The sequence below is a fragment of the Citrobacter sp. RHBSTW-00599 genome, from assembly GCF_013784065.1.
GTDB classification, from domain to species: Bacteria; Pseudomonadota; Gammaproteobacteria; order Enterobacterales; family Enterobacteriaceae; genus Citrobacter; species Citrobacter braakii.
This window is the reverse complement of the sequence record NZ_CP056717.1, coordinates 1905285-1924628: the sequence shown is the minus strand read 5'-3', so window position 1 is coordinate 1924628 and position 19344 is coordinate 1905285. Positions and strand designations below refer to the sequence as shown.

Here is a 19344-nt window from a genome sequence, read left to right as displayed (position 1 = left end):
CGTTCTACCTCGCTATATTCAGCGCCTTGCGCAAAATAAACGGACATACAATTAAAAATGCGTATTCCGGACTAAATACTGAACCTGTAAAAAACAGCGACAGCGGCGTAAAAAGATAAAGCTGCACCCGATAATTCTGATTATCACCAAACGCATTTATCATCATCTTCATGACTTTCCCCATGTACCACAGGGCTAATATCACCGCGAACCATGAGAAATAAATAATCAGCAGATACAAGCCATTGTCTATCGTTTTACCAACATCTGCACCGTTAAAAATTCCGAATGACGCAACATATTCATAAAGTGAGCCGAATCTCACTACCCCATCAACGTTAAGTAACGAATAACCGACCATTACTAATGGTCCCACGATACGATAATACGATGATGAGCCTTCAGTTCCTAAATCTCCAAGCCGTGTCGCGATGTACGGAAACGCAAATATCACACCAACAACAAACACGCTTAATGAGATTATCGCCAGCGGCAACTTCTTTTTTATCGCATCTTTATTCAGATACTGGAACGCCCACTCCAGGAGGTAAAACAAAATAAATGTCATTACCCCTGAAAACGATCCTGATAATATTATCCCTGCCAGAATCATAGCATCGGACTTAGGCGTTTTGATACCAAACTGTTTGATACTGAGCCAAATTGAGATTAACGCCAGAGCGAAGAATGCCGGTTCGAAATAGAGTGCAGTGGTACGCTTCCCGCCAAACTTAATAAAGTTCAGAACATAGCTATTGCTGTAAATAAGATATTTCGAAATAACTTCCATTAAACTGCTGCCGCCACTAAGAATTATCTGCGCCATTTCCATCGCAGCTAACCCCACTACCAGGCCCACAACCAGCCAGAAAAAACGCAAGATCTTAATGTAGTTATGCGGCGAAATGGTTTTGAAGCGAATACTCCACACCATACCGATAATCACCACGGTATAGACAAACAGCATTGCGGACGTCACGTACTTGCTAGCATCCAGTGATTGTCCGAACAGATAGTTAAACGCCGTCAGTCCGCCCCCCACGCCCAGCGCAATCATTAATTTTTTAATATTGATGCGCTCGACAAACAGCAACAGCAGAACGGGCAAAAACGTGACGATAGTTATCGGGAAGCTCTCGCCAAGCTGGGCGAGTTTGACGTTAACCAGCAGATAAAGCAGCGGTAGCACCAGATAGCTACAGATTCTGATAGAACGAGACATACTCCTCCAGCATCTGTTGTCCACTGTATGCCACCCGGCTGCGCTGGCTGAACGCGGCAAGCGACGTGTCAAATACCGCCTGCGCAATGTCTGATCTTTTCAGTTGCACCAGGTGCAAAACGTCCGCTTCGCTGAACGTTTTGCCGCCCGATTTCGCCAGCACTTCCTGCGCGGCATCGCTATGCGTAGCAATAACCGGTACGCCGATGGAAAGCGCTTCACACAGAATCAGCGGGTAGTTATCAACGCGCGAGCTGAACACCAGCCCATCCATCTCGTTAAGCGCGCTCATCAACGTGCGCTTATCGCTCTCAAACCCGTGATTGATGACGTTATCCCCGACAAACGGGGAAAATTTGCCGAAGGTATGCAGCTCAATTTTGTCTCCGAGCGCAATCATCGCTCGCACCAGTTGCTGACTGGTTTTACCGTCATAGCGCAGGTCATGGGCCACCACGGCGATTTTCGGTCTGCCGCTTTCCTCATGCTTAGCGGGAAGTTCGGCAAGTATGGCTTCCGTTGCCACATCGATGCCGTTGTTAATAATGCGGCAACGACCGGCGCCATACAGACTGTTGAATGCATCGGCCACATGCTGACTGGGCGAGATGAACTGGCAGCCCAGTGCCAGCATGGCGCGAAACATCTGCCGTTTACCAGGCAACTGTTGATGGGCTTTATCGATTTTTACCGGCGGATAGTTACTAAGCGTTGGACATTTCTGACAGCCCGTTTTCCAGCTTTCGCAGCCATCGGTAAAGGCACAGCGCCCGGTCACGCTCCAGTGATCGTGCAGCGTCCAGACGAAGGTGATATCCGGTTTATGCGCCTTCACTTTTTGGCAAAAGGTGACCACCTCTTCCAGATTCAACCAGTAGCTGTGCAACACATGAAAATGCAGTACCAGCGGGCCGGAAGTGCGGGTTACCGTACGGTACAACTTGTCGAGATTGCCAAACATGTCGCGGTTCGCGAAACGAAACAGCGCAATGTTCGCCGCCGACGTCAGACGCGGCGTATGTTTGATAACCTGCGGGTAATTCTCGTGGCTGACGCTTTTCTTACCGCCTTTGCCATAGCCGTAGACAAAACGCGATGACAGCCCTTTCTCCAGCGCCCTCAGATGCAAATCTAACGCCACGCCTGCCGCCCCGCCTTCTGCGAGTCGCACATTAAACTGTAATATCTTCATTTTATTACCTTCACCCGTGCCTTCTCGCCCACGACCAACGTATTGTCCGGGATGCTATCCACGACGACGCTCCCGGCGCCAATCGTCACGTTATCGCCAATGGCAACGCCGCCAAGCAGAGTGACATTGGCCCCCAGCTCAACGCCGTTACCGATGACCGGACAGGACAGATCGTTGCCGCCAAGATTGCCGATGGTGACGCCGTGGCGCAGGGTGAAATCATCCCCCGCCACCACGTGTTTATTGATCACCACCCCATAGCCATGATGGATGGTGAAACGACGACCAATAGATGCAGCGGCCTGGATTTCATAGCCAAACACGCATTCAGTGATAAGGCGATACATCACCAGCACCGGCGCCGCCCACAGGTTGTTCAAGACATTTTTTTTACGCCAGACGGAGCAAAAATGGGCAATCCGATAGGCCACCACCATGCAGCAGGGTCGCAGACTCCAGCCGTTCGCGCGTAAATCTTCCAGCATACTTAGCGTCCTCGCAGTCCGTCGGCCAGGCGCTTACTATTGCGAACAGAAAGCAGCGTCAGCAACGTGCGCCAGTTCATCCGTTTATTGCGGATTTGGTAGAGGGTAAACAGCTGATATTTCTTGCTGGCCCGGTCAAATTTGCCTTTGTGCTTACGGTAGAACTGAAAGTAGCCGGAGAATTTATGCGGGGATGAGGTAATACGCATTTCACCGTGATTCACATGCAGGATCTGCGTTGCCTCTTTTACCTTCCACGGTTTGCCATACGCCACCACCATGCGCAGGAAAATGTCATAATCCTGCGCCGCTTTCAGCGTGGTATCGAACAGGCATGCTTTAAACCGCCAGGCCCAGGTAAACACCTGATTACCAATAATATTGCGCTTATAAAATTTACGGCGTGAATAAACGGCCTTCGGATAGAGCGGCAAACTGGTCGGCTGCGAATATACTTCGCCTTCGCAGACATAGTCATTGGCATACAGAAACGCCCGCGTCACCAGATGATGGCGATAATTGAGAAATACGCTCAGGCGGTTCGGCGTCCATTCATCATCATCATCAATACCCGTAATATATTGCCCACTGGCCTGCATGATGGCCTGATTACGCACCGCACAGGCTCCGGAGTTAGTGGGATTACGCGTATACGACACACGCGGATCGTTAAGTTCTTCAACAAATTGCTGCAGTTGCTCATACGAGGAAGAGCAATCATCCACAATGATCATCTCCCAGTGAGGATAGTCCTGGCGCAGTACCGATTTAATCGCCCGGATGGCCAGTTGCTGACGGTTCCAGGTGGGCATGTAAATTGAAATTAGCGGGTTGTCTGTCGTCATTTTCGTTTCCCAGATATCCCCGTCATACTTCAAGTTGCATCTGCGTTGGCTTTCCTGCAACTCGAGTTATTTAGGGTATAAATATGTTTTTGTGGGCCGCTATCCGGCAATGTTCGTTACCTATTTCGAATCCGAGGTGTACTCGTATTCGTAGTACCCGTAATCCTGATACCCGCTGGCGCGGCGGAAGATCGAGTTCAGGATCACCCCTTTCACCTGAATGCCGTTTTGCTCAAAGCGACTCAGGCTGGTTTCCACCTCTTTCAGCGTGTTGACCGCGTAACGCGCCACCATCAGCGTGGTTCCAGCGTGACGACCCACGATAGCCGCGTCGGTCACCGCCAGTATTGGCGGGGTATCGATCAGCACCAGGTCATAGTGCGAGCTGGCCCATGCAATCAGTTCGCCAAAGCGTTCACTCATCAGCAGCTCGGAGGGGTTGGGGGGAATTTGTCCGCGAGGGATCAGATCGAAATGTGGAATCGATGTCGGTTTCGCGCTGGATGAGATATCCCCCTTGCCGATGAGGATCTCAGACAGACCGTTAACGTTATTGGTCCCCAGCAGCTCGTGGGTATAACCTTTGCGCATGTCGCAGTCGATCAACAGCACGCGTTTGTTGGTCTGACTAACGACCGCCGCCAGGTTGGCGCAGACAAACGTTTTACCAATTGACGGGCTGACGCCGGTCAGCATCAAGACGTTGTTGCGCGCCTGCATCATGGCAAAGTGCAGGCTGGTACGCAGGCTGCGGACCGCTTCTATCGCAAGATCCGTCGGATTCCCCACTGCCAGCAACTGGCTTTGCTTGTAGCGTTTCACGCCTTTAATGGTCTGCACGTTATCGCGTGCTTTTTGCCATTCTGATAGCGGAATGCTGGCATACACGCTGATGCCATGCTCTTCCAGCGCCTGTGGACTTTCAATGCCGCGATTAAACAGGGAACGCAGCAGTACGCCCACCACTGAAAGCATCAAACCAAGAATGATGCTGCCGAGAATAATCAGCGTCGTTTTCGGCTTCAGTACGCCTGGCTGGGCAATCGCGGGATCGACGATGCGCACATCTCCGACCGTACTGGCCTCGGTAATCTTCAGCTCCTGTTGCTTGTTCAGCAGCTGCATATAGACCTGCTGGCCGGACTCCACGTCACGCGTCAGACGGACAATTTCCTGCTGCGTTTTCGGCATCGCCGTTACGCGCCCGTTCAGCTTGCTTTTCTCATCTTCCAGCGCCTGGCGTTTTTCCAACAAGGTGCGGTACGCAGGGTGCGCTTTGGTGAACAGCTTGGAAATCTCCGCTTCTTTGAAGGTCAGCTCATTAAGCTGCGCATCAATATTCACCATGGAATCCAGCACCGCTTTGGCTTCCAGCGGCAAATCCACGGAGTCTTTGTCCTGACGAAAGGCATTCAGCTTGTTTTCGGCAACGTCCAGCCGGTTACGTACCTCGGGCAACTGCTTTGCCAGAAACGCCAGACTTTTGGCGGCCTCTTCAGATTTACGCTCCACGTTTTGTTGCAGATAGTTGCGGGTAATACTGTCAAGGATCTGGCGGATTTGCTCACGGTCTTCGCCGGTAAAGGTCAGGCTCAGTACGCCAGTGTCTTTGCCGGTTTCCGTCACCATCAGATTATTTTGCAGGGTGTTGATCATGCCCAGCGTGGAGAATTTGCTGACGGTAAATTGGCTCTCAGGGCTGGCATGTGTCGCCTCGACCAGCATCGTCACGCCGTCATGTTTCAGCACCTGCCCAACCTGCCCCTGGGCGCTAAAACCTCCGTCACTCACCAACTGATAGCTTTTGTCATTCAGCACGCTTAGCGTGAAGGTCTGTTCATTCATTGCCTTTGGCAGCGTGAAAGTCGTCACGTTAACCGTTTCGTTCTGGCGACCCATCAACCGATCCCACCCCGCGCCAAAAATGGGGAACGTATCTTTGGTAACCGCGATATCCAGATTGAGATCGTCTACCGTTTTCCCCAATACCAGCCGTGACTGGATGAGCTGAATTTCCGCTTCAGAGGCCGGAGGTTTGTTCGACAACGCCGAGCCAATATCCTGCACCAGTGAATTTCCGGTATTTTGCTCAATTTGCACCAGCGCGTCCGCACTGTAGATGGGAGTGGCAAATAGCGTGTAGACCGCTGCGCATAATGCAAATGCCGCAGTAATACCAAGCACCCACCAGCGGGCTTCCACCACCGTTGCCACCAGACGACCAATATCGATTTCATCATTGCCCGTTACCGGCGCAGCAGACTGTTTTACTTTTTCTGTCATTGTTTTCCCTGCTCTGCGTTCAGTGCCTGAGCCCATTGGCGGGCAGACCGTTCAAGTAATGCGTACACCGCGTCAAACGCATCACGGCTTTTACGATACGGATCGGGAATTTCGCGCTCGCTGTCCCAGTGACCAAACAGCATCACTTTGCCGCGCATCTCCGGCACCATTTCACACAGGGCAGAGATATGGCGTTTTTCCATGGTCAGGATCAGGTCATACTCCCGGCACATTCGTCCCGAGATCTGCCGGGCACAATGATTCTCCAGTGACAGGTTGTGCGCCTGCGCCACGCTGATGGCGCACGGGTCCGCGCCTTTGCCTACCAACGCCCCGAGACCGGCAGAAGAGACCGTCAGCGCCGGGTGAAATTGCCTTAACAAGCGCTCTGCCGTCGGAGAGCGGCAAATGTTCCCCACACAGACAACTAAGATTTTGTTAAACATGACGATTACCAGTTGTGAAGGTCGCTGGCCGTGTCCGTCATATAGCGAACACCGCTAATAGTCGGCAGCAACTGATTGATCAAACGGTTCCAGCGAGCAACCGGCGCGGTAGTGACGTACACCACATCGTATGGCTGGAGTCGGAATGACGTCGCCATCACCAGCGATGTCGCATCGGACATATCAAGCTGATAGATATTGGCAATCTTGCCGTTGTTCCCGCCCTCGCCTTTCAATGGACGAATAACGAAAATGCCGCTGGCGTTGGAGGTGGTCAGGTCGATACCTTCCGCGTTGCCGAGTGCTTCGGTGAGCGTCATGCCGCTGAAGTCCATTTTGAGGGTGCTCTGTTTTTTCACTTCCCCCATCACGAAGACTTTCAAATCGTCATTACGCGGAACAAACAGGATGTCGCCAGGATAGAGCAGACGGTTCTGGCTCAGGTCGCCATTTTGCATTAGCGCTTGCAGTGAAATGCGTTGCTCCTGCCCTTTATGAGTCAGTACAACGTTGCGCCAGTCTGCCGCCTCGGTGAGACCGCCTGCGGCGTTAATGGCATCGAGAATGGTAAGCGGCACGTTGGTGATGGCCTGCTGGCCGGATTTGTTCACCTGCCCGGAGACATAGGCCTTCTGCGAACGGAAAGCGGCGATATTAACGTCCACCTGCGGGTCAGCAATGTACTTCGCTAAGCGCCCGGTAATATCACTACGAATTTCGGCCAACGTTTTCCCTGACACGCTAACTTTGCCGATGTAGGGGTAAAACATGGTGCCATCAGGCTGCACCCAGTTGCCGGCATCACTTGAGCTACGATACTGCCCGGCCGGCGTGGTGAGTTCAGGATGATCCCAGACGGTGACATTCAGGACATCGCCCGGGCCGACCCGGTACTGATACCCGGAAATCTCCTGGTCGAGAGACATATTAGGCTGCGCAACATTTGGTCGGGGACGTAATTGTTCGACCAGCCGTGGGGTGAGTGGATAAACATTCACCATGCGATCGATATCAAAATCAGCGTCCTGCTGTTTAATCACATCTTTGCCCATCGTAGACATATTGCTGCCCGGAAGCACGGTACAACCGTTTATCAAGATTACCGATACCAATACAGGCATCAATTTAAGTTTGGATTTCATCATTGATTATTTATCACTTTGGCAGAGTAATTATCACGTGCGATCTAAATAGCGACTTCGCCTGTACGCATTTACCTTGCCGTTAATTGAAAAGGAATTTAACTGGCATCTGTCCTAAAAAAAATGAATTCATCTGCGGTCTCTTGACAGAATAATTTAGGCTCGTCTCAGGCGACCAGACACGCTACCGCCCCTGGCTTCATTAGCTACCAATGCACTGATTAATTTAAATTTTTATCTTCCCCTTTATTTTCATCACATTCACAGCGGGAACGCATCAGGAATAGCGCCGCTGGTTGATAAGGAAATATTTATCTTTTGATTATTACCGGAGGAATTGTTGCAGCTAAGCGAATATCAGGCAAGGTAACAAGTTACCGACAACTTGCTTTTAAGATTAATATTAAGCATTGAATTTGTATATTTTTAGGATTTTATTGATATTGACAAAGTCAATATAGAAATACTCCACCTGCGATATTTCTTAAATAGCTTTGGATTAATAATATTATTTCCTGTAGTTACATTAAGGCTAATATCTCGTACCGGGTTGTAATAGGCTACAGAGAAATCCCTCCTCGCCATTGCATTTTTCGCCAGTTTTACCCATGATCGAATTGTGACAATTGTCATACAACTATGGGTATAGCATTTACTATGGAATGGATTGCCGATCCGTCAATCTGGGCCGGACTCGTCACGCTAATCGTGATCGAACTTGTTCTTGGCATTGATAATCTTGTTTTTATTGCCATCCTCGCGGAGAAACTGCCTCCTGCCCAGCGGGATAAGGCGCGTATTACCGGGCTACTGCTGGCGATGGTCATGCGCCTGCTGCTGTTGGCATCAATATCATGGCTGGTAACGCTGACCACGCCGCTGTTCAGCATTCGCGGCCTGAGCTTCAGCGCGCGCGATCTGATCATGCTGTTCGGCGGTTTCTTCCTGCTGTTTAAAGCCACCATGGAGCTAAACGAACGGCTGGAAGGCAAAGACAGCGAGAACCCGACCCAGCGTAAAGGCGCTAAGTTTTGGGGCGTCGTCGCGCAAATAGTCGTGCTGGACGCTATCTTCTCCCTGGATTCCGTCATTACCGCCGTAGGGATGGTCGATCACCTGGCAGTAATGATGGCTGCGGTGATTATTGCCATCAGCCTGATGGTGCTTGCCAGCAAGTCGCTGACGCGCTTTGTCAACAGCCATCCAACTATCGTCATTCTGTGCCTGAGCTTCTTGCTGATGATTGGTTTCAGCCTGGTTGCCGATGGGTTTGGTTTCCATATTCCGAAAGGTTACCTGTACGCCGCCATCGGCTTCTCGGTCATGATAGAAGCATTGAACCAGTTAGCTATCTTTAACCGCCGTCGCTTCCTGTCAGCCAACCATACCCTGCGCCAGCGCACCGCCGAGGCGGTAATGCGACTGCTGAGCGGGCAAAAAGAAGACGCCGAACTGGATGCCGAAACCGCGGCCATGCTGGCAGACCATCATGAAGGACAAATTTTTGCCCCTCAGGAACGGCGGATGATTGAACGTGTGCTGAACCTTAATCAGCGTACGGTCAGCAGTATCATGACCTCGCGCCATGATATTGAACACATCGACCTCAATGCGCCGGAAACAGAAATCCGCGCTTTGCTGGAAAAAAACCAGCATACGCGTCTGGTGGTCACCGGCGAAGATGAGCAGGAAGACCTGCTGGGCGTGGTGCATGTCATCGACCTGCTGCAGCAATCTCTTCGCGGCGAGCCGCTCGACTTACGCGTCTTGATTCGCCAGCCGTTGGTGTTCCCGGAAACTCTGCCGCTGCTTCCGGCGCTTGAGCAGTTCCGTAACGCCCGGACGCACTTCGCTTTTGTGGCGGATGAATTTGGGTCAGTTGAAGGGATTGTTACGCTCAGTGACGTGATGGAAACCATCGCCGGTAACCTGCCAAATGAGGTAGAGGAGATTGACGCCCGCCATGACATTCAGAAAAACGCGGATGGTTCATGGACCGCAAACGGACACATGCCGCTGGAAGATCTGGTGCAGTATGTGCCTATCCCGTTAGATGATAAGCGTGAATATCACACCATTGCCGGACTGTTAATGGAGTATTTGCAGCGCATCCCGAAAACCGGGGAGGAAGTTCAGGTCGGCGACTATCGACTAAAAACCCTGCAGGTGGAAAATCATCGCGTGCAAAAAGTCCAACTGATACCGCTGCACAGTGAAGAAGAGATGGATTACGAGGTGTAAATCACGAGCCGGAGGCGGCATCAACCGCCATCCGGCAATATGAATCAGAGTTTATCCAGCAACTTTTTAACATCTTTACCGTTGCGGGAGTCTTTATTGCGATCGGCCCAGTCGTTAAGGCGACGTTTCGCTTCATCCTGCAAATGCTTACGCAAAATCTGATCGACCTGCAGACTGTAGTTTAGCGCCTGCCACTGACCGTAGACTCTGAGAGGAACCGGGGTAGCCTTCAGGAAGTTAATCAGCTTACTTTCGCCATCCCAGCCGCCCAGCACGCGAATGTTAAACAGCGTGTCGCAATTCAGCTTCACCAGATCCAGCGTTCCCTTGCCGGTCAGCGCCAGCATCGCCGACTCACCCGCCATGTTATCCAGCGTAACCTCGCCGTTATCCAGCGTCATATCGGTTACAAAATGATCCAACCGGGTCACGTTATCCAGGTTTTGCTGAGCTTTAACATCCCCACCGCTACGTTCGACGGCCTGTTGTATCATCTGCTGGAAGTTCATTCCTTCCATTCGCGTATCGCTCATTTCGACATGGGCCTGCCCTTGCCAGCTATGACGAAACGCCTGGGCATCAATATCTGAGCCAGAGAAATCCCCTGCCAGTGACAGCTTACCGGTGAGGGCGATGGGGTAGTCGAAGGCTTTCAGGATAGTACCAATTTCTACGCCTTCCAGGCGCGGATGGAAGACCGCTCGCGGCTGTCCTTTTCTGGCATCCAGCATACCAGGAAGCGACACCAGCCCACCGTCACTTTTCCCCTGCAACTGCGTAACATTCAACAAGCCGAACTGGTTGTCAATTTTTGCCGAGACATTGTCAAACGCCATTTTCCGCCACAGCACTTTGTCAGCTTGCAAAGCGATGTCTGCCGAAAATCCCTTCAGTCCCTGATACGAAACGGCATCAACTTGAGAAGCAATAACGGGGCGCGCCAGCGTTGACTGACTCTGACCTTGCTGAACCTCACCGTTCGTCGTCACAGCCTCACGCTGTACGAGCAGATTGTCCAGATTGAGCTGACCAAACTTCAGGTCGACGGCCCATTCTGGTTTATCCAACAATGTCACATGAGCTTGCCCGGCGAGAGAGCTGTCGTTAGCGGTCAAATGAATCTGGCTAAACGCGAGCTGTTTTTTCTCTTCCAGCCACTGCGCCTGAAACTGTCCCTGACCTTTGATCCCCTGCGCCGGTAGATCGGCCCCCTGCAATTGCCAGCTTAGCTGCTCAATATTCGCGGATAAGTTATGCGGATAGTCGGAGGCATCAACGCTGCCGTTGAAGGATAATGCGAGGTCACGCTGATCGCGGTTAACGCGCCCGGAGAAATCAAACGTGCCGCGGTGCTGGTTATCCTGTTCCATCTCCAGACGAATATCGCGAACCGTGATCTGTTCATCGTCTTCATGCTGGAATACCAGAACGCTATCGGCAACACGCAGGCGGGCAATATCAAACGACCATCCTCTGTCTTCAGCCAGGTCGGGCAACGTATTGTCTTTTGGGGCAACGGGCGCATCTTCGCCGCGCACCGCTTCAGTTTGCGGGGTCAGTTGAATCACCGCGCCTTTGAGCATCACCTGCTTCACGCTGAGCTGGTGACTCAACAGCGGCCACAACGCGACGTCAAGACGCATATTGTCGGCACGAATCAGGGGTTCGCTGGCGCCTTCAGCCGTTAACACCATGCGCCCCGAGAGGATACTCAGCTGTGGCCATACGTGCCAACGCAGCGGGCCATCCAACTGCAGCTGATATCCGCTACGCGCAGCAACCTGCTTGACCATATATGCGCGGAAATCATTCGGATTAACCAACAGTACTAACGCAGAAAAACCGGCCACCAGCACGACCAGTAGAATCATCAGCGTCGTCAGAAATCGTCTCATGCTATCCCCAATGGACTGAAAATACTCAGTCTTTATCGATCCGGCTGGCAACGGCGCCCTGCTGATCGCGATACTTTGCATCCTGACGACGGTTGTAAGGTCGCGCCGCCGGACCGGAAAGCGGTTCGAAGCTTAATGCGCCAATCGGCATGCCAGGACGCAGGGCCAGCGGTAGTTTTCCGGAGTTGTAAAACTCCAGTACGATGCAGCCAGACCAGCCCGGATCGATACGGTGTGCGGTGACGTGTACCATCAGTCCCAGACGCGCCAGCGAAGAGCGGCCATCTAACCAACCCACAAGATCGGAAGGCAGCGTCACGGATTCGAACGTCACTGCCAGCGCCAGTTCGCCCGGATGCAGGAAAAATGCCTCGCCGTCTTTGAGGACGATTTCATCACTCATCACGCGATCCAGCGCGGCGCTGACTTCATCTTTCGGTCCGCTCAGATCGATATACGCCGCCGTATGCCCGCGGAACGTACGGAATTTGTTGCCAAGGCGCACATCTACCGTGGCGCCGTTGATTCGCTCGACAGGAGGGCGTGGATTGATCGACAGACGACCTTGATCCAACCAGGCTTCAATATCTCGGTCACATAAACGCATGGCACTTTCTCCTTTCGTGCTTCAACCCCTTAATGCCAGGTGCATTAAGGGTGAACCAGGTTATCACTGAACGGTACACAATTCGCTGAACTTATTCAAAGAACTGACTGATTTTAGCCTTCAGAATATCGATGGCGATGCGGTTTTTACCCCCGCGCGGCACAATGATGTCGGCGTATTGTTTTGAAGGCTCAATAAATTGCAGGAACATTGGACGGACGGTTTTCTGATATTGCGCCATCACTGAATCCATTGAACGACCACGTTCGTTCACATCGCGCTTGATACGGCGCATCAGGCAAATATCCAGCGGGGTATCAACAAAAATAGAGAAGTTCATCTCATCACGCAAACGCGCATCCGTCAGCAGCAAAATGCCTTCCAGGATGATGACTTTCTTGGGTTCGATATGAATAGTGTCTTGCGTGCGCGTGTGCTCAACGTAGCTGTACACCGGCAGCTCAATGGCACTACCGCGTTTCAGCGTTTGCAGATGTTGGAACAGCAGGCTGTGATCCATCGCGTTCGGATGGTCGTAGTTGGTTTTTACACGCTCTTCCATCGATAGATGGCTTTGATCTTTGTAATAGCTGTCTTCGGGAATAACGCCAATATGTTCGTCACCGACTTGTTCACGCAATTCGCGATAAAGAGTACTGGCAATAAGACTCTTGCCGGAAGCCGATGCGCCGGCAATGCCGATAATGACGCACTGATGGGACTGATCAGTCATAAATTTAGCGACCTGATTAACCTGGATGTTAGGAAGGGCGGCGCCGAAACGCCAAACGCGGCAATTATAGGGATTTCAGCGGCGCGACGCCAGCCCAGGCTGCACCAATGCCTTCCCTGTCGCAAATTAAAACGGTCATATTTAAAGCATGCGCTACATTTATTCGCCAGCCTTAGTAATTAATAGCTTGAGAGTGTTAATTTATGAGCAGCTGGCGTATAAATTGTAAATTATTTGTACTAGCATAAACCCAGATTAAATGTGATGCGTCCGGCATCTCTACTGGGCGACAACGGCTATTTGGGTAGAGTGGTAATGAGTAAACAATCCCAACATGTTTTAGTTACCTTACCTCATCCTCTACTGCGCCTGGCCAGTTTAGGTCTGGTGGCTTTCATCTTTACGCTGTTCTCGCTGGAACTGTCTCGTTTCGGGGCGCAGCTGGCGCCGCTGTGGTTTCCGACCTCAATCATGATGGTGGCTTTTTACCGTCATGCGGGAAAAATGTGGCCGGGGATCGCGCTGGCGTGCTCATTGGGTAACATCGCGGGTTCTTTGCTCTTCTTCCCCGGCGAGTCGCTTAGCTTTACCTACACGGCCATCAACATTATTGAGGCTGTCGTGGGGGCAATGTTATTGCGCAAACTGCTGCCCTGGTACAATCCTTTACAAAATCTCAACGACTGGGCGCGCCTGGCATTCGGCAGCGCAGTGGTCCCTCCGCTGCTGGGCGGCGTATTACTCTGGTTATTATTACCGCAAGAAACGTCGTTAAATACCTTCCTCATTTGGGTGCTGTCAGAATCCATCGGCGCGCTGGCGCTGGTACCATTAGGTTTACTGTTTAAGCCACATTATCTGCTGCGCCACCGCAATCCGCGATTACTGCTTGAAACTCTGATTACGCTTCTGGTGACGTTAACTTTCAGTTGGCTGTCGATGATGTTCATTCCATGGCCGTTTACCTGCGTTATTGTCCTGTTGATGTGGAGCGCTGTCCGTCTGCCGCGTATGGAGGCGTTTTTAATTTTCCTCAGCACCGTGATGATGGTTTCGCTGATGTTGGCCGCTGACCCTTCGCTGCTCTACACCCCCAAACAGAACATGATGACCAGCATACCGTGGCTGCCGTTTTTGATGATCCTGTTGCCAGCCAATATGATGACCATGGTGATGTACGCGTTTCGGGCTGAACGCAAGCACATCTCAGAAAGCGAAGCGCGCTTTCGCAATGCTATGGAGTATTCCGCAATTGGCATGGCGCTGGTCGGGACCGAGGGGCAATGGCTACAGGCCAATAAAGCCTTGTGCCAGTTTCTGGGCTATAGCCAGGAGGAGCTACGTTCGCTCACCTTCCAGCAATTAACCTGGCCGGAAGATTTGAACAATGACCTCGAACAGTTAAACATGCTGGCGCGCGGGGAAATTAACAGCTATTCCATGGAGAAACGCTATTACACGCGCGCAGGCGAGGTGGTATGGGCTTTGCTGGCCGTTTCGCTGGTGCGCCATAGCGACAACACCCCACTCTACTTTATTGCGCAGATTGAGGACATTAACGATCTGAAGCACACCGAGTGGATGAACAAACGGCTGATGGAGCGCATTACGCTCGCTAATGAAGCCGGGGGGATCGGCATTTGGGAATGGGAACTGCAGCCTGATGTGATCAGTTGGGATAAGCGTATGTTCGATCTCTACGAAGTCCCGGCACATATCAAGCCCAGCTGGCAAGTCTGGTATGAATGCGTTGTGCCTGAAGATCGCGAACACGCCGAAAATGTGATTCGCGATTCGCTGGCCGCACGAGCCCCGTTTAAGCTTGAGTTTCGTATCGCAGTAAAAGGTGGCATACGGCATATCCGCTCGTTGGCCAACCGGGTACTGAATAAAGACGGTGAAGTTGAACGCTTACTTGGCATCAATATGGATATGACCGAGGTGAAGCTGCTCAACGAAGCGCTGTTCCAAGAAAAAGAGCGTTTGCATATTACGCTGGACTCCATCGGCGAGGCGGTGATTTGTATTGATGTCGACATGAATGTGACCTTTATGAATCCGGTCGCTGAGAAAATGAGCGGCTGGCAGCAGGAAAACGCAATTGGCATTCCGCTCCTGACGGTACTGCGTATTACTTTCGGCGATAACGGTCCGCTGATGGAAAATATCTACAGTGCCGACATGTCGCGTAAGGCAATGGAACAAGAAGTCGTCCTGCATTGTCGCAACGGCAACAGTTATGACATTCAGTACAGCATCACGCCCCTCAGCACCCTTGATGGCGGCAGCATTGGCTCGGTGCTGGTTATTCAGGATGTCACCGAGTCACGTAAGATGCTGCGCCAGCTTAGCTACAGCGCTTCGCATGACGACCTGACGCAGTTGGCCAATCGGGTCAGCTTTGAAAACCATCTCAAACAGTTGCTGCATACGGTACACGACGCGCACCAGAGTCATGTGCTGGTTTTTATCGATCTTGATCGTTTTAAAGCGGTGAACGATAGCGCAGGGCATGCCGCTGGCGATGCCCTGCTGCGCGAACTCTCTTCACTGATGCTAAGCATGCTGCGGTCCAGCGATATGCTGGCGCGCCTTGGCGGCGACGAGTTTGGTCTGTTGCTGCCGGATTGTAATATCGAAAGCGCCCGCTTCATCTCAGGTCGCATCATCAGTGCTATTAACGATTACCACTTCATGTGGGATGGCCGCTTGCACCGCATTGGCGCCAGTGCGGGAATTACGCTGATTGATGACAAAAACCATATCGCGACTGACGTCATGTCTCAGGCGGATATCGCCTGCTACGCGGCGAAAAACAGCGGACGTGGGCGTGTCTGCGTCTATGAACCCCAGCAAAGCCAGGCGCATGCCGCGCGTAGCCAACTGTCATTGGACGAACAAAAGCATACCATTACGCACAGCCCCATGCTGATGATCGCCAGAGGCGTGGCTTCTCCACGTATACCTGAGACGTTTAGCTTCTGGCTTATATCGCTACGCTTAGGGACCGCTGAAGGCGAAGTGATTGAAGAGCAAACATTCCGTACCGGGCTGGTCGATCCCACATTGAATCAAGCGCTCGACCGTCGGGTATTCAGCGAATTCTTCCAGAATGCTGCCCCGGCAGTCGCCAGCAAGGGCCTCAGTGTTGCGCTCCCCCTTTCCGCCGCCGGGCTGCTCAATTCAGAACTTGTTGATGAGCTGCTGGAACAATTGCAACATAGCCCGTTACCGCCACGCCTGCTGCACCTGACCGTTCCGGCCAGCGTCATCAAAACGAATCCAACGCAGGCGATATCCGCCCTGCATCGGCTACGTCAGTTCGGTTGTCGAATTGTGTTAAGTCAGGTCGGTCGTGATTTAGAGCTTTTTGACAATCTGAAATACCACATTGTCGATTACCTGTTGCTTGACAGCGAGCTAAGCGCCAGCGCTCACGGAGACCTGATTGACGAGATGTGGGTGTCCATTATCCAGGGCCATGCTCAGCGTCTGGACATTAAAAGCATCGCCGGTCCGGTGCAGTTGCCGCTTATTATGGATGCGCTTTCCGGCATCGGTATTGACATGATTTATGGCGACATTATTGCCAACGCCCAACCGTTGGATCTGCTACTGAATACCAGTAATTTCGCCATCAACTGACGGTTGCCAGCCATCCGTGTACCAGATATGCAAGAGTGCATAGGAGCGCCAGGGTTTCCAACGCTCTGCATACCGCCGGATCTGGGCTGGCGTCATGCCGGGAAAACGCTGTTTAATCAGATAATCATCCGGCAGAAAAACATCCTTCGCCTGCCAACCACGCAGCGCAAAATAGTTGGCGGTCCAGCGCCCTATTCCGGGAAACGTTTGTAGTTGCTTAACGCCTTGCTCAATATCGTCAGGCGCTTCTGTCGCAAGCGTTCCTTCAAGCGTTGCACGCGCCAGGTGAATCAACGCTTCAGCGCGTTTGAGCGGCATCCCTAACGCTTTCAGGTGCAGAGGTTCGGCGTCAGCAAGCGCTTCAGGCGTGGGAAAAGAAACATACCCTGGCGCATCCCCCAGCGTGTCGCCATAAGCATGCGCGACTTTCGCCGTCAGTTTTGCCGCCATAGCCACGCTGACTAACTGCCCTAAAATCGCCCGTACCCCTTGCTCAAAAGCATCGACACATCCCGGCAGGCGCAGTCCCGGACGCGCCGCACCAAGGCTTCCCAGCGCGCTGACAATTTGCTGCGGGCAGCAGGTAAGATCAAACAAACGGGTTATTTTCGCCAGGCACTCGGGGGCGGCGAGTTGTAATCCCGAACTTAACGTCACCTGTAGCACATTGGCGTGCAAATCCGGTACGACGCGCACCAGACCCCGATGCTCCCCTACGGACAGGCTTCTGGTATAACTCAGTTCCTCCACCGTTTCGACACCGTCAACCGCACGGGCGGCAAGAAATCCCAGCATCCAGGGCCAGTCATAAGGCGGTTGCCAGCTCAGCGTGAACATTCAGTTTTCCTTTTTATGCAAACCTACAGCATAAACGGTATTCAATCGATGCGCCTTGCTTTCATATTCCAGTTGTCGGAGCGTCAACATTTCGTTAAAGTCACGCCCCTTCTTCACTGGCATGGGGATTTTTACGGTGTTTATTGGTTTTGACTACGGTACGGCAAACTGTTCAGTGGCCGTTATGCGTGACGGGCAGCCCCACCTGCTCAAAATGGAAAATAACAGCACGCTTCTGCCTTCAATGCTGTGCGCGCCAACGCGCGAAGCGGTCAGCGAGTGGCTGTATCGCCATCACGACATCCCAACCACGGACGACGAAACGCAGGCGCTGCTTCGCCGCGCGATGCGCTATAACCGCGAAGAAGACATCGACGTTAACGCCAACAGCGTGCAGTTCGGTCTGGCATCGCTGGGTCAATATATTGAAGACCCGGAAGAGGTGTACTTTGTTAAATCGCCAAAATCATTTTTGGGTGCCAGCGGTCTGAAGCCGCAGCAGGTTGCGCTGTTTGAAGATCTGGTCTGCGCGATGATGCTGCACATACGCAACCAGGCACAAAATCAGTTGCCGGAAGCCATCAGCCAGGCCGTTATTGGTCGTCCCATTAACTTCCAGGGGTTAGGGGGCGATGACGCCAACGCCCAGGCGCAGGGTATTCTTGAACGTGCGGCCAAACGCGCCGGTTTTCAGGATGTCGTCTTCCAGTACGAGCCGGTAGCGGCGGGTCTGGATTACGAAGCCACGCTGCAGGAAGAAAAACGCGTGCTGGTGGTGGATATTGGCGGGGGTACAACCGACTGTTCACTGCTGCTGATGGGGCCGCAATGGCATCAGCGCGCCGATCGCGAAAACAGCCTGCTGGGGCACAGCGGCTGCCGCGTTGGCGGGAACGATCTGGATATTGCGCTGGCGTTTAAACATCTGATGCCGCTGCTCGGTATGGGGGGAGAAACGGAAAAAGGGATCGCCTTACCTATTCTGCCCTGGTGGAACGCGGTCGCGATCAACGATGTTCCCGCGCAAAGTGACTTCTACAGTAGCGCCAACGGTCGCTTGCTCAACGATCTTGTCCGCGACGCGAAAGAAGCCGATAAAGTCGCCCTACTGCTTAAAGTCTGGCGCGAGCGTCTGAGCTATCGCCTGGTGCGCAGCGCAGAAGAGAGCAAAATCGCGCTTTCCGATCAGACCATTGTGACGGCGGCGATACCGTTTATCAGCGACACGCTGGCAACCGATATCAGTCAACACGGGCTGGAAGCTGCGCTCAATCAGCCCCTGGCGCGCATTCTGGAGCAGGTTCAACTGGCGCTGGAAAACGCGCAGGAAAAACCGGACGTGATTTACCTGACCGGCGGTAGCGCGCGTTCGCCGCTGATTAAAAAAGCCCTCGCCCAGCAACTTCCCGGGATTCCGATCGCGGGGGGCGATGATTTCGGTTCCGTTACTGCCGGACTGGCCCGCTGGGCTGACGTTGTTTTCCGCTAAGCGGCTCGCATGCTGAAAAGTACGCGTATTGACATCACCATTGCTGTGGCTTATTTTCAGGAGTGAGGGTTAGGGAGGGCTTCCCCTCCCCCTGGTGTCTTAGTAAGCCGGTAAGCTAATCACTAAGAGTATCACCAGTATGATGACCTGCTTCATCATAACCCTTTCCTTATTTTGGCCCCTTCCTCGGGAGGGGCTTTCCCGTTCCAGCGTCCCGCTGAAATCTCTGGCTCTCCTCCTTTTTGCCTTATCAGCACTCTAACGCACAATCACGTATTCGCT

At 52.5% G+C, this 19344-nt stretch carries 15 protein-coding genes; 3 read left to right on the top strand and 12 right to left on the bottom strand.

Features of this window, described 5'->3' with window-relative positions:
• Positions 1 to 4 precede the first annotated feature (4 nt).
• From wcaD to HV243_RS09145, 7 genes are all read right to left on the bottom strand, one after another.
• The gene (wcaD, locus tag HV243_RS09175) at positions 5 to 1222 is read right to left on the bottom strand and encodes a colanic acid polymerase WcaD (RefSeq protein WP_053388853.1); all 1218 of its coding nucleotides are present in this window, start codon (positions 1220 to 1222) and stop codon (positions 5 to 7) included.
• Entirely contained in the window at positions 1197 to 2414 is a 1218-nt protein-coding gene (wcaC, locus tag HV243_RS09170) for a colanic acid biosynthesis glycosyltransferase WcaC (protein ID WP_053388852.1), read from the bottom strand. Before wcaC ends, wcaD begins: the two co-directional genes overlap by 26 nt.
• Positions 2411 to 2899 (bottom strand): colanic acid biosynthesis acetyltransferase WcaB, encoded by a 489-nt coding sequence (wcaB, locus tag HV243_RS09165; protein ID WP_016156923.1) that lies wholly within the window; start codon positions 2897 to 2899, stop codon positions 2411 to 2413. The genes wcaC and wcaB overlap by 4 nt, the downstream gene beginning before the upstream one ends.
• Before the next feature lie 2 nt (positions 2900 to 2901).
• Entirely contained in the window at positions 2902 to 3744 is an 843-nt protein-coding gene (wcaA, locus tag HV243_RS09160) for a colanic acid biosynthesis glycosyltransferase WcaA (protein WP_016153592.1), read from the bottom strand.
• 120 nt (positions 3745 to 3864) lie between these two features.
• Positions 3865 to 6027, bottom strand: coding sequence for a tyrosine-protein kinase Wzc (wzc, locus tag HV243_RS09155; protein ID WP_053388851.1), 2163 nt, complete (start codon positions 6025 to 6027; stop codon positions 3865 to 3867).
• A complete protein-coding gene (wzb, locus tag HV243_RS09150; RefSeq protein ID WP_016156925.1) occupies positions 6024 to 6473 on the bottom strand; it encodes a low molecular weight protein-tyrosine-phosphatase Wzb in 450 nt (149 codons plus the stop codon). Before wzb ends, wzc begins: the two co-directional genes overlap by 4 nt.
• Positions 6474 to 6478: 5 nt before the next feature.
• Entirely contained in the window at positions 6479 to 7618 is a 1140-nt protein-coding gene (locus HV243_RS09145; protein WP_047499630.1) for a polysaccharide export protein, read from the bottom strand.
• A gap of 654 nt (positions 7619 to 8272) precedes the next feature.
• Here HV243_RS09145 and HV243_RS09140 point away from each other — a divergent pair.
• The gene (locus tag HV243_RS09140; RefSeq protein WP_019077138.1) at positions 8273 to 9856 is read left to right on the top strand and encodes a TerC family protein; all 1584 of its coding nucleotides are present in this window, start codon (positions 8273 to 8275) and stop codon (positions 9854 to 9856) included.
• Positions 9857 to 9900: 44 nt separating this feature from the next.
• On the opposite strand, the gene asmA is transcribed toward HV243_RS09140, so the two are convergent.
• The 3 genes from asmA to udk all read right to left on the bottom strand — a co-directional run bounded on the left by asmA (position 9901) and on the right by udk (position 13091).
• Positions 9901 to 11751, bottom strand: a complete 1851-nt coding sequence (asmA, locus tag HV243_RS09135) for an outer membrane assembly protein AsmA (RefSeq protein WP_053388850.1) — start codon at positions 11749 to 11751, stop codon at positions 9901 to 9903.
• A 25-nt stretch (positions 11752 to 11776) separates the two neighbouring features.
• Complete coding sequence (dcd, locus tag HV243_RS09130) at positions 11777 to 12358, bottom strand: dCTP deaminase (RefSeq protein WP_016153598.1); 582 nt, start codon at positions 12356 to 12358, stop codon at positions 11777 to 11779.
• 91 nt (positions 12359 to 12449) lie between these two features.
• Complete coding sequence (gene udk / locus HV243_RS09125) at positions 12450 to 13091, bottom strand: uridine kinase (RefSeq protein WP_003036776.1); 642 nt, start codon at positions 13089 to 13091, stop codon at positions 12450 to 12452.
• Between the two features lie 315 nt (positions 13092 to 13406).
• Here udk and HV243_RS09120 point away from each other — a divergent pair, with 315 nt between their 5' ends.
• Positions 13407 to 16736 carry a diguanylate cyclase gene (locus HV243_RS09120; RefSeq protein ID WP_053388866.1) on the top strand — a complete coding sequence of 1110 codons (3330 nt, stop codon included), beginning with the start codon at positions 13407 to 13409 and terminating at the stop codon, positions 16734 to 16736.
• On the opposite strand, the gene alkA is transcribed toward HV243_RS09120, so the two are convergent.
• Positions 16704 to 17573 carry a DNA-3-methyladenine glycosylase 2 gene (gene alkA, locus HV243_RS09115; RefSeq protein ID WP_053388849.1) on the bottom strand — a complete coding sequence of 290 codons (870 nt, stop codon included), beginning with the start codon at positions 17571 to 17573 and terminating at the stop codon, positions 16704 to 16706. The genes HV243_RS09120 and alkA overlap by 33 nt on opposite strands.
• Before the next feature lie 136 nt (positions 17574 to 17709).
• Between alkA and yegD the strand changes: the two genes are divergently transcribed.
• A complete protein-coding gene (gene yegD / locus HV243_RS09110; protein WP_053388848.1) occupies positions 17710 to 19062 on the top strand; it encodes a molecular chaperone in 1353 nt (450 codons plus the stop codon).
• A 99-nt stretch (positions 19063 to 19161) separates the two neighbouring features.
• Here yegD and HV243_RS09105 read toward each other — a convergent pair whose 3' ends face one another.
• Positions 19162 to 19221, bottom strand: a complete 60-nt coding sequence (locus tag HV243_RS09105) for a type I toxin-antitoxin system Ibs family toxin (protein ID WP_109017525.1) — start codon at positions 19219 to 19221, stop codon at positions 19162 to 19164.
• Positions 19222 to 19344 lie beyond the last annotated feature (123 nt).

Excerpts from the sequence above, each read along its gene's own strand:
- wcaD (WP_053388853.1), bottom strand. The coding sequence starts at position 1,222 with ATGTCTCGTTCTATCAGAATCTGTAGCTATCTGGTGCTACCGCTGCTT.
- wcaC (WP_053388852.1), bottom strand. The coding sequence starts at position 2,414 with ATGAAGATATTACAGTTTAATGTGCGACTCGCAGAAGGCGGGGCGGCA.
- wcaB (WP_016156923.1), bottom strand. The coding sequence starts at position 2,899 with ATGCTGGAAGATTTACGCGCGAACGGCTGGAGTCTGCGACCCTGCTGC.
- wcaA (WP_016153592.1), bottom strand. The coding sequence starts at position 3,744 with ATGACGACAGACAACCCGCTAATTTCAATTTACATGCCCACCTGGAAC.
- wzc (WP_053388851.1), bottom strand. The coding sequence starts at position 6,027 with ATGACAGAAAAAGTAAAACAGTCTGCTGCGCCGGTAACGGGCAATGAT.
- wzb (WP_016156925.1), bottom strand. The coding sequence starts at position 6,473 with ATGTTTAACAAAATCTTAGTTGTCTGTGTGGGGAACATTTGCCGCTCT.
- HV243_RS09145 (WP_047499630.1), bottom strand. The coding sequence starts at position 7,618 with ATGATGAAATCCAAACTTAAATTGATGCCTGTATTGGTATCGGTAATC.
- HV243_RS09140 (WP_019077138.1), top strand. The coding sequence starts at position 8,273 with ATGGAATGGATTGCCGATCCGTCAATCTGGGCCGGACTCGTCACGCTA.
- asmA (WP_053388850.1), bottom strand. The coding sequence starts at position 11,751 with ATGAGACGATTTCTGACGACGCTGATGATTCTACTGGTCGTGCTGGTG.
- dcd (WP_016153598.1), bottom strand. The coding sequence starts at position 12,358 with ATGCGTTTATGTGACCGAGATATTGAAGCCTGGTTGGATCAAGGTCGT.
- udk (WP_003036776.1), bottom strand. The coding sequence starts at position 13,091 with ATGACTGATCAGTCCCATCAGTGCGTCATTATCGGCATTGCCGGCGCA.
- HV243_RS09120 (WP_053388866.1), top strand. The coding sequence starts at position 13,407 with ATGAGTAAACAATCCCAACATGTTTTAGTTACCTTACCTCATCCTCTA.
- alkA (WP_053388849.1), bottom strand. The coding sequence starts at position 17,573 with ATGTTCACGCTGAGCTGGCAACCGCCTTATGACTGGCCCTGGATGCTG.